Consider the following 9,846-nt stretch of genomic DNA (forward strand, 5'->3'; position numbering starts at 1 on the left):
TCGTGAAAGCACGCAACATGCGATGCGTCGTTGCCCTTGCGCTTGCCTGCCTTGCGGCAGCAATGGCCGGATGCGCCAGCACCCGTGCAAGCGCGTCGATGGCGCTGACACCGCGCTGGCTTGATGAGGTGCGGCATTCCGCGCCGGAACCTGCTGCCACCGGCACGCGCCGACCGACCGTGGCCCTGGTGCTGGGCGGCGGGGGCCTTCGGGGCTTTGCGCATCTGGGCGTGCTGCGCGCGCTGGAAGAAGCCGGCATCAGGCCCGACATCGTCGTCGGCACGTCTGCGGGCGCAGTGGTCGGTGCGGCCTATGCTAGCGGTTTGACGGCCAGCCAGATCGAGTCGATTGCACGCGAGGTCAAGCTGTCATCCCTCATCGACCTGAGCTTCAGTTCCGGCGGGATCATGCGGGGCAACCATCTCGCGCACTGGATCGACACCGTGACTGCAGGTGTTCCCATTGAAGCGTTTCCGATCCGCTTTGGCGCGGTGGCCACCGACTTGCGAAGCGAACAGCCGGTGCTGCTCGACCAGGGCTCCGCGGGACGTGCCATCCAGGCATCGGCCGCGGTGCCCGGCGTCCAGGTGCCGGTGCCGTACGGGGAGGGTCACCTGATCGATGGCGGAATCACCAGCCTGGTGCCCGTGCGCTTCGCCCGCGCGATGGGCGCCGACTTCGTCATCGCGGTGGACATCTATTGCAAGGGCTCGCGCTCCCGCGGGCTGGGCGCGCCCGCCGTCATCCGCCGGGTCATGCAAGCCCAGAGTTGCCTGGTTGCCGCGCCCGAAATGGCGCAGGCGGATGTGCTGATCTCACCGGCCGTCAGCGTATCGGGCATGTCGGCAAGGGGCGAGCAGGACGGTGCGATCGAGGCGGGCTACGAGGCAGCACGCGCTGCATTGAAGGGAATGGGTGCCACACACACCATCGCTGCGCTGGGGCAGCGCTGACCGGGTGCCATCATGCTTGCTGCATGCGCCGTCGCTCGAGATGCGCATCGTCAAAGCCCGCGAACGCCGCGAAGCGCTCCACCGCTTCCCGCCCGGTCACCAACCCGTTCGCCGGCTCGTCCTCATCGGCCACGCCCATCGACATTCCGCACACCACGATTTCCTTGTCGGGAATGCGCAAGTGCGCCCGGATCACGCGGTGATAGCGTGCAAACGCCTGCTGCGCACACGTGTCCAGGCCGTGGCCAACGGCCGCCAGCATCACCGCGTGCAGGAACATCCCCAAGTCGATCCACGCCGCCTGTCCCATGTCGCGTTCGAGCGTGAAGAACAAGCCCACGGGCGCACCGAAGAATTCGTAGTTCCTGGGTACTGCCTTGCCGTCCATGCTTCGTCGCCTTTGGGAATTCCCAGCAGGCCATAGAGCGCCTTGCCCACCTCGCGGCGTCGCCCCAGATAAGGCTCGCGCCAGGCCGGCGGGCAGTAGGTGTATTCCTCGCGATGCCCCTCGCCGCCCGCCGTGTGCAGTGCCAACAGTTGCTCCGTCAACGCGAGTTGCACCTCGCCTGCGCACACATGCACGCGCCAGGGCTGTGTGTTCGATGCGCTCGGGCTGCGTGCCGCGTCTTGCAGGATGCGCTCCACCGTGCTGCGCTCAACCGCGTCAGGCCGAAAGCCCCGGACGCTGCGCCGCCGATGCAGCGCGTCGATCACGCCCGCGCTGCCCGGCGTCATTGCTCGACCTTGATGTTGTTGTCCTTCACCACCCGCGCCCAGTGCGCGAGGTCGGCGGTGATGATGCCCTTGAGTTCCTCGGGCGTCGTGGGCTTGGGCACGAAGCCGAGCTTGATGAGTTGCTGGTCCACGGCCGGCGTGTCCATGGCCTCGCGCAGTGCCTTGTTCAGCGTGTTGACGATGGGCTGCGGCGTGCTGGCCGGCACCACGAGGCTGTACCAGAGCGCCGCCTCGTAGTTCTTGAGGCCGGCCTCGCCGAAGGTCGGAACCTTGGGCAGCGCGGCGGACTTCTCCTGGCCCGCAATGCCCAGCGCGGTGAGCTTGCCGTTTTCAACATATTGCAGCACCGAGGCCAGCGTGGCGAAGGCCACTTGCGTCTGTCCGCCGATCAGGTCGGTGATGACGGGCGACGTGCCCTTGTAGGGCACATGCGTCATGGGCGACTTCACCGCGGACGCAAACACTTCACCCGCCAGATGCTGCGGCGTGCCATTACCGGGACTGCCATAGGCCACCTTGCCGGGATGGGCCTTCACGTAGCTGATGAACTCCGGCAGCGTCTTGTAGGGCTCGCCGTTGTGCGCCACCAGCACCATCGGCACCGAGGCGATGCGGCCCACGGGCGCAAAGTCGCGCTCGATCTTGTAGCCAGCCTTCACGCCCAGCGCCGGGTCGATGGTCACCTGGTTCGACGCGATCAGCAGCGTGTAGCCATCGGGCGTGGCGCGCGCCGCGTACTCGGTGCCCAGGCTTCCGCCGGCGCCGGGCTTGTTCTCGATGATCACCGTCTGCTTGAGGATCTGCGAGAGCTTCGGCCCGATGACGCGCGCCAGGATGTCGTTGCCCCCGCCCGGCGCAAAGGGCACCACCACAGTGATGGGCTTCCTGGTGGGGAAGTCAGCCTGCGCGTGTGCCGGTGCGCACAGCGCGCCAAGGGCGACCATGGCGGCGGTCGCGAGGATGGAGAAGGTGGTCCTGGGGTGCTTCATGCTCGTCTCTCGTTGATTGGAATCCGGTGCCGGAGCGGCTGCGTTGTGAAGCGCAAACCGTCGGCTGCTGGATGCAATCGTTGTCGATACGAAGCGAGGCGTAAAACGATATTCGCGCACCCTCGATTGCGAAAATATCAACCGACATTGGCACCCTCCAGGGCGCCCCGCAAGGCCTTCGCGGCCGCGTGGAATTTCAGCGGCCGCTGGCCAGCTGAGTGCGCATGTCGCCGATCACGCCTTCATAGCTCTTCGCGTTGAAGATCGCGCTGCCCGCGACGAAGGTGTCGGCGCCGGCACTCGCCACGCGCGCGATGTTGTCGACCTTGATGCCGCCATCGACTTCCAGCCGGATGTCGCGTCCGCTTTGCTCGATGCGCTTGCGCGCCTGCTCGATCTTGCGCAACGCCGAATCGATGAAGCTCTGGCCACCGAAACCGGGGTTCACGCTCATGATGAGGATGAGGTCGATGTCGTCGATGGCCCAGTCCAGCGCCTCCAGGCCCAGGCCTGGGTTGAACACCAGCCCCGGCTTGCAGCCCGCCGCACGGATCGCCTGGATGCTGCGGTGCGTGTGCGGCGACGCATCCGGATGAAAGCTGATGTAGTCGGCACCCGCTTGCGCGAAGGCCGCGGCCAATGCGTCGACGGGCTGGATCATCAAATGCACGTCGATGGGCACCGGCGTGCCATCGGGCTTCTTCGAATGCGGCTTGAGCGCCTGGCACACCATCGGGCCGAAAGTGAGGTTCGGCACGTAGTGGTTGTCCATGACGTCGAAGTGGATCCAGTCGGCGCCTGCGGCAATCACGTTGGATACTTCGTCCCCGAGCCGCGCGAAGTCGGCAGAGAGTATGGAGGGTGCAATGCGATACGTTTGGGTGCTCATGGGTGGGGATTGTCGCAGGGGCAATGTGGTTTGACTCCGTTACTATCCGCCGCATGTCTTCCAGCACGATCAGCGTTCAGGTCGAACCGCGCTTTCTGCACGAGCAGTCTTCGCCGGGCGATCGCGTCTATACGTTTGCTTACGTCGTCACCGTGACGAACATGGGCAAAGTCTCCACGCAACTCATTTCCCGACATTGGAAGATCGATGATGCATCCGGTCACAAACAAGAGGTCAAGGGCCTCGGCGTGATCGGCCAGCAGCCTCTCATTCCACCCGGTGAATCGTTTCGATACACAAGCGGCTGCCGGTTACAGGCGGCCACTGGCACGATGCTCGGCAGTTTCTTTTTCGTGACGGAAACGGGCGATCGCTTCGACGTGGCCATTCCGATGTTCGTGCTCGACGCGAACGCGGGCGAAATACCGCCAACGCGCGTCCTGCATTGAGCCGGTTCAACGCCGACGCATGACAGCAGCCGCGCGCGACCTGCCAACCCTCCTCGCTCGACTGGACCCCGACGCCGACACGGCGCATCGCCATGTGTGGCTCATCGAACTCTTCGACTGGCTGCGCGGCGATCGCGCGTCGCCGCAGGCGGTGGTCGGCCGCGTGGGCCTGCTGCTCGATGCCATCCAGGCGCGGCCCGAGGTGCATGAGCGTGCACGCGCATGGTGGCGCCGCTTCACGCGCACGGTCGACCTGACGACGCTGTACGCCGATCATGGCTTTGCACCGCGCACCTCTTTCCTGAGCGAGCTCAACGGGCGCATTCGCCGCAAAGTGCTGCCGGGCACGCCAGAAACCACCGATGCGTCCGAGCTGTTCCGCCTCTTGTTCACCAGCGACTTCGATGCGAAGTGGATCGCGCTGCTCGACGAAGCCACCCTCGCGCGCATCCGCGAGGTGATCGGCGACGGCACTGAGGAGGCCGTCGCGCGCTGGCGAGAATCCCTGCTCGACGCGGTGACCTACTGCGCCAGCCAGGTCGTCGCCGCGGGCTTTTCGCCAGAGTTGCGATTGCGCATGAACGACACGGTGCGCGAAGCGCGGCCTTTTCATGTGCTGCTCAATCATCTGGACGACCTGCGCGACGAAGCGATGCGCACGCCCGTGAACGAGGAAGCGCTTCAGGCCGCGTTCGTCGCCTTTCGCGAACGGCTCGATGCATGCCGTGCGGGTGCGGCGTCGGTCTACACGCATCTGGAAGACAACGGCATATCGGTTGGACTCGTGTTCCGATTGCGGGAGTTGCGCGAGCGCGTGGTGCGCATTCGCGAACTGCTCGACTGCGTGCTGTCGTCGTCGCCTTCTTCGAGCGTTGCGCGCTTGATCGCGCGGCTGGTCATCGTGGGCGGCGAGCGCAACAGCGTGCGCGGGCTCATCGCCACCAACTCGTCGCTGCTGGCCGCCAAGATGGCCGAGCGCAGCGCCGAAACCGGCGAGCAGTACATCACCCGCGACCGCGCCACCTATGGCGCGATGGTGCGAAAGGCCGCGGGCGGCGGTGCACTCACCTCGCTCACCGTGGCGGCGAAGTTCGCCATCCTCGCGCTGGGCCTGTCGGCCTTCTGGACCGGGGCGTGGGCGGGCGTGATGTACGCGGTGAGCTTCGTGGCCATCCAGTTGCTGCACCTCACCCTGGCCACCAAGCAGCCGGCCATGACGGCGCCTGCGATGGCCGCCAAGCTGCGCGACATCGATTCGGACGGCGCCATGGACAGCTTCGTCGATGAAGTTGCCAACCTCGTACGCTCGCAGGTGGCCGCCGTTCTCGGCAACGTGCTGGTCGTGATTCCGGCCGTCATGCTGGTGGACTTGGCGATGCGCTTCACCGTGGGCCATTCGATGATCGACGAAGTGCATGCGCGGGAAGTGCTGCACTCGCTCTCGCTGGCCGGGCCCACCGCCCTTTTTGCGGCCTTCACCGGCGTTCTGCTCTTTGCGTCCAGCCTTGTGGCGGGGTGGGTTGAAAACGCCTTTGTCCTGCATCGTCTTGACTCGGCCATGCGCTATAACCCCCGCATCAGCGCCGTTTTGGGTTCAAAACGCGCGCAACGCTGGGCAACTTTCATGAGAAACAATATCTCCGGATTCGCTTCCAACATCTCTTTGGGCCTGATGCTCGGCCTGGTGCCGGCCTTTGCTGCCTTTTTCGGGGTGGGGCTGGACGTGCGCCACGTCACGCTGTCGTCGGGGCAGATCGCCGCGGCATGCAGCACCTTGGGCCTCGATGTCCTGAGAGACCCTGCGCTGTGGTGGGCTGTCGCATCGATCCCGCTGATCGGCGCGCTCAATGTGGGGGTGAGCTTTTATCTTGCCTTCCGCCTGGCCCTGCGCGCGCACAGCATCAACCGCGTGGAACGCCGCCGCATCCAGTCGGCCATCTTTGCCCGCTGGCGCAAGCGTCCGGCGAGCTTTCTGGTTCCGGTCCAGGCATGAGGGCCGGCGCTTGATCAGTGCACTGCTGACCGACCTGCTGGGCTTCTGGTCCGAATGGGTTCGCCCTTCGGCCGGACTGCCCACGGTCGCCTGGTCGCTGCTGCTGGCCTTTGCCGCGGCGGCGGGGCACCTGGTGCAGCGCTACACCGGCATGCCGAAAGTGGTGGGCTACACCATCGTCGGCACGGTCGTCGGTTTTGCGGGTTTCGAAGGCGCGAACTGGCCCTTGCAGGGCACCAGCCTGTTCCTGCTGGAACTGGGCGTGGCCATCGTGCTGTTCGAGGCGGGCGGGCGCTTGCCGCTGCGGTGGTTCCGGCACAACCCGATGGTGCTGGTGCAAAGCCTGCTCGAAGCCTTGCTCACCTACTTTGCGGTGTTCTGGGTGCTGCACTGGCTGGACGTGCCCGACCCGGTGGCGCATCCGGTGGCGCTGGTCGCCATCGTGGCGTCGCCGGCCGTGCTCAGCCGCGTGGCCATGGACGCGCACGCCTCCGGGCCGGTGACGGAGCGGGCGCTCACGCTGTCGACGCTCAACACGCTGTACGCGCTCACGCTGGGCTATGCGCAGGCCGGCCTGATGGAACGGGCGCCGATGGGGCTGCTGCAAAAGCTTTATCCGGTGGCGGTGGTGCTGGGGCTGTCTTTCGTGGTGGGCGCGATCATGGCGCTGGCCTTGCGCTCAGCCTTGCGGGTGATGAGTCCCACGAGCGAAAACACGTCGATCCTGCTGCTGGCGATCATCGCGGCCGGAGCAGCGGTGGCGGCGCACCTGGGTGGATCAGCCGCGCTGGCGGCGCTTATCGGCGGCGTGCTGCTCAAGCAATTGAATCCCAAGCCGTGGGCGTGGCCGCGGCAGTTGGGTACGGCGGCATCGCTGCTCACCATGCTGATGTTCGTGCTGGTCTCGGTGGTCGCCGCGCAGGTGGACTGGAGCCTGCCGGTGGCGAGCCTCGTGCTGTCGATGATCGCCGTGCGCCTGGTGGCCAAGGTCGCGGGCGTCGCCATTGCCAACCCCGGCAGCGGCGCGAGCTGGAAGCAGGCGCTGTGGCTGGGCTTTGCCATGTCGCCGCTGTCGTCGGTGGCGCTGCTGATCACGTCGAATTTCGTGACGGCCTCGCCCTTGCTGGGTGCGATGGTCACGCAGATTGCATTACCGGCCATCCTCTTGATGGAAGTGCTGGGCGCCGTGCTGGCCACCGTGGCCATTCACGCTGCCCGCGAGACCTCGCTGCCATGGACGCCTGAAGCCTTCAACGGCGGCGCGGAGGACACACAGCGATGAAATCGCATGTCGAACGCGTCGTGGCATTGGAGCCTTTTGCGCGCTCCGAGGCGCTGTCGCTGGGCGTCGAGCTCGAGCTGCAGTTGGTCAACACGCACGACTACGACCTGGCGCCATACGCCGAAGACATGCTGCGGCTGATGGCGCAGATGCCTTCCTTGCCTGGCAGCGTGGTGCCGGAGATGACCTCGAGCATGATCGAGATCTCCACCGGCATCTGCCACTCGTCGCGCGACGTGCTGGAGCAGCTCACGCCGATTCGCGATGCGCTGGTGAAGAACGCCGACAAGCTCAACATCGCGGTGGTCGGCGGCGGCACGCATGCTTTCCAGCAATGGCACGAGCGGCGCATCTATGACAAGCCGCGTTTTCGGGAGCTGTCGGAGCTGTACGGCTATCTGTCGAAGCAGTTCACCATCTTTGGCCAGCACGTGCACGTGGGCTGCCCGGACGCCGACGGGGCGCTGTTGATGCTGCATCGCATGTCGCGCTACATCCCGCACTTCATTGCGCTGTCGGCGTCGTCGCCTTTCGTGCAGGGGCAGGACACGCAATTCGACTCGGCGCGGCTCAACTCGGTCTTCGCGTTTCCATTGTCGGGACGCGCGCCCTTCGCGTTGACGTGGAAGGAATTCGGCGCGTACTTCGAGCGCATGACGCGCACCGGCGTCGTGCGCAGCATGAAGGATTTTTATTGGGACATCCGGCCCAAGCCCGAGTTCGGCACCATCGAGATCCGCGTGTTCGACACACCGCTGACGGTGGAGCGTGCAGCCGCCCTCTCAGGCTATGTGCAATCGCTCGCGGCGTGGTTTCTGCAGGAGCAGCCTTTCACGCCGACGGAAGACGACTATCTTGTGTACACCTACAACCGATTCCAGGCCTGCCGTTTCGGGCTGGACGCGGTGTATGTCGATCCTGCAAGCGGCGATCACATGCCGCTGCGCGAACATATCCTGATGACGATGACCCAGCTCGAATGGCACAGCGAAGCGCTGAACGCGACCGAGGCCTTGGTGCAATTGCGTTCCAGCGTGGAGGCGAGCCAGAACGACGCGCGCTGGCTGCGCGAGCGGCAGGGGCGCGAGCGTTTGCTGGCGGAAGTCGTTCGACAGGCGTCGATGCGGTTCAGGGGAATCGTCTGAATGGGCGAGTTCGACCTCATCGCGCACTATTTCACGCGGCCCACGCGACGTTCGCCGCTGGGCGTGGGCGACGACTGCGCGCTGCTGGCGCCGGCGCCGGGCATGCAGTTGGCGGTGTCGTCGGACATGCTGGTCGAAGGCCGACATTTCCTGTCGACGGTCGATCCGGCGCGGCTGGGCCACAAGTCGCTGGCAGTGAACCTGAGCGATCTGGCCGCCTGTGGCGCGAAGCCGCTGGCGTTCACGCTGGCCTTGTCCCTGCCATCCGTCGATGAAGCGTGGCTCGCCGGTTTCTCGCGAGGACTGCTGGCCTTGGCCGACGCGCACGAATGCGAGTTGGTGGGCGGCGACACGACGCGCGGGCCACTGAACATCTGCATCACGGTATTCGGCGAGGTGCCAACAGGCGGGGCGCTGTTGCGCTCGGGCGCGAAAGTGGGCGACGACATCTGGGTGAGCGGTACGCTGGGCGATGCGCGCCTGTCGCTGGAGGTGTTTCGCGGCAAGTTGGCTTTGCCGCCCGAGCTGTTCGAGCTGGCGCGCTTGCGGATGGAAATGCCGACACCGCGCGTGGCTTTGGGGCTGGCGTTGCGCGGCATCGCGCATGCGGCTGTCGACGTGAGTGACGGACTCACGGGCGACCTGTCCCATGTGCTGCGCGCCAGCGGCGTCGGGGCGCGGCTGGACGGCGATGCCGTCATGGAGTTGATGGCTGCAACACAATCGTCGGCCGCGGGTTCAGGGCGTTTGGACGTCGCCATGAAACGGGCCTGCACGCTCGCAGGCGGCGATGACTATGAACTCGTCTTCACGGCGCCTGCAAACTTGCGTGATGCGGTGATGCGTGCGGGGCGGGACACGAGTACTGCGGTGACTCGCATAGGGTGCGTTGAGGCGGAAGCAGGGTTGCGTGTTGTGGATTCGCAAGGTCTGCCGCTTGAGCAGTCGTTTGCTTCGTTTGATCATTTTGGGTAGGTGAGGTGACGCCCGCTGCTGGTGTGGCAGCGGTATGCGGTTGCCAGGTTCATTCGTGTTGTCTTCGGGGGCCGCCCGGCATGCGATGGCCGCTGGGCGCCTTCACTGTGGCGGTCCCTGCGGGACTGCTCTGCGGTGCTCACAATTTGCGGGGTCTCGCAGAACTCGCTTCGCTCAAACAGCTGCGAGCCTGATCCCGCAAATCGCTCCGCTCCTCGACGCCACAGAGGCGGCGCCCAGCGGCCATCGCATGCCGGACTCCGGGGAGGTGCCAACGCCGTGCGTCATTCAATCGTTCACGCGCGTTGATCCGTCGGTGCGCAAGAGCTCGCGGCGCGCGCACTCTGTCCCATGGTTACGACCGTCGAAACGTCCTGTTCACCCCCCACCGTGTGCGGCGGACAGTTCACCCCCACCGTGTCCAGCGTCGGCGGGC

The 9,846-nt window shown here is 65.7% G+C and carries 9 protein-coding genes and 1 pseudogene; 6 read left to right on the plus strand and 4 right to left on the minus strand.

All coding sequences use genetic code 11. The features are described from left to right. Positions 1–2: 2 nt before the first annotated feature. Positions 3–953: a patatin-like phospholipase family protein gene (locus QTI66_RS33560; RefSeq protein WP_286564709.1), complete on the plus strand. Its 951-nt coding sequence runs from the start codon at positions 3–5 to the stop codon at positions 951–953. A 10-nt stretch (positions 954–963) separates the two neighbouring features. Here the strand turns inward: QTI66_RS33560 and QTI66_RS39720 are convergent, their stop codons facing one another. The 4 genes and pseudogenes from QTI66_RS39720 to rpe form a co-directional block, all read right to left on the minus strand. Further along, positions 964–1,341 carry a nitroreductase gene (locus QTI66_RS39720; protein WP_353506259.1) on the minus strand — a complete coding sequence of 126 codons (378 nt, stop codon included), beginning with the start codon at positions 1,339–1,341 and terminating at the stop codon, positions 964–966. Between the two features lie 212 nt (positions 1,342–1,553). Then, positions 1,554–1,688, minus strand: a pseudogene (locus QTI66_RS39725) (nitroreductase family protein); the annotation flags it as partial. After that, on the minus strand, positions 1,685–2,677 hold the full coding sequence (locus tag QTI66_RS33570; RefSeq protein WP_286564710.1) for a Bug family tripartite tricarboxylate transporter substrate binding protein: 993 nt from the start codon (positions 2,675–2,677) through the stop codon (positions 1,685–1,687). The gene QTI66_RS33570 and the pseudogene QTI66_RS39725, both read right to left, overlap by 4 nt. A gap of 196 nt (positions 2,678–2,873) precedes the next feature. Further along, a complete protein-coding gene (gene rpe / locus QTI66_RS33575) occupies positions 2,874–3,566 on the minus strand; it encodes a ribulose-phosphate 3-epimerase (protein ID WP_286564711.1) in 693 nt (230 codons plus the stop codon). A gap of 53 nt (positions 3,567–3,619) precedes the next feature. On the opposite strand from rpe, the gene apaG reads away from it, so the two are divergent. The 5 genes from apaG to thiL are packed head-to-tail and all read left to right on the plus strand — an operon-like array spanning position 3,620 to position 9,410. Next, positions 3,620–4,015, plus strand: coding sequence for a Co2+/Mg2+ efflux facilitator ApaG/CorD (gene apaG, locus QTI66_RS33580; protein ID WP_286564712.1), 396 nt, complete (start codon positions 3,620–3,622; stop codon positions 4,013–4,015). 19 nt (positions 4,016–4,034) lie between these two features. Next, complete coding sequence (tlpB, locus tag QTI66_RS33585) at positions 4,035–6,008, plus strand: transporter-like protein TlpB (protein WP_286564713.1); 1,974 nt, start codon at positions 4,035–4,037, stop codon at positions 6,006–6,008. A 25-nt stretch (positions 6,009–6,033) separates the two neighbouring features. Then, positions 6,034–7,290 (plus strand): cation:proton antiporter, encoded by a 1,257-nt coding sequence (locus QTI66_RS33590; RefSeq protein WP_286564715.1) that lies wholly within the window; start codon positions 6,034–6,036, stop codon positions 7,288–7,290. Positions 7,291–7,310: 20 nt separating this feature from the next. Further along, on the plus strand, positions 7,311–8,435 hold the full coding sequence (locus QTI66_RS33595; RefSeq protein WP_286564716.1) for a YbdK family carboxylate-amine ligase: 1,125 nt from the start codon (positions 7,311–7,313) through the stop codon (positions 8,433–8,435). After that, positions 8,436–9,410, plus strand: coding sequence for a thiamine-phosphate kinase (gene thiL, locus QTI66_RS33600; protein ID WP_286564714.1), 975 nt, complete (start codon positions 8,436–8,438; stop codon positions 9,408–9,410). Positions 9,411–9,846 lie beyond the last annotated feature (436 nt).

The organism is Variovorax brevis, assembly GCF_030317105.1.
Classification (GTDB): domain Bacteria; phylum Pseudomonadota; class Gammaproteobacteria; order Burkholderiales; family Burkholderiaceae_C; genus Variovorax; species Variovorax brevis.

What these genes read in the sequence shown, in the direction of transcription:
- QTI66_RS33570 (WP_286564710.1), bottom strand. Translation starts at nt 2,677, where the DNA reads ATGAAGCACCCCAGGACCACCTTCTCCATCCTCGCGACCGCCGCCATG.
- rpe (WP_286564711.1), bottom strand. Translation starts at nt 3,566, where the DNA reads ATGAGCACCCAAACGTATCGCATTGCACCCTCCATACTCTCTGCCGAC.
- QTI66_RS39720 (WP_353506259.1), bottom strand. Translation starts at nt 1,341, where the DNA reads ATGGACGGCAAGGCAGTACCCAGGAACTACGAATTCTTCGGTGCGCCC.
- thiL (WP_286564714.1), top strand. Translation starts at nt 8,436, where the DNA reads ATGGGCGAGTTCGACCTCATCGCGCACTATTTCACGCGGCCCACGCGA.
- tlpB (WP_286564713.1), top strand. Translation starts at nt 4,035, where the DNA reads ATGACAGCAGCCGCGCGCGACCTGCCAACCCTCCTCGCTCGACTGGAC.
- apaG (WP_286564712.1), top strand. Translation starts at nt 3,620, where the DNA reads ATGTCTTCCAGCACGATCAGCGTTCAGGTCGAACCGCGCTTTCTGCAC.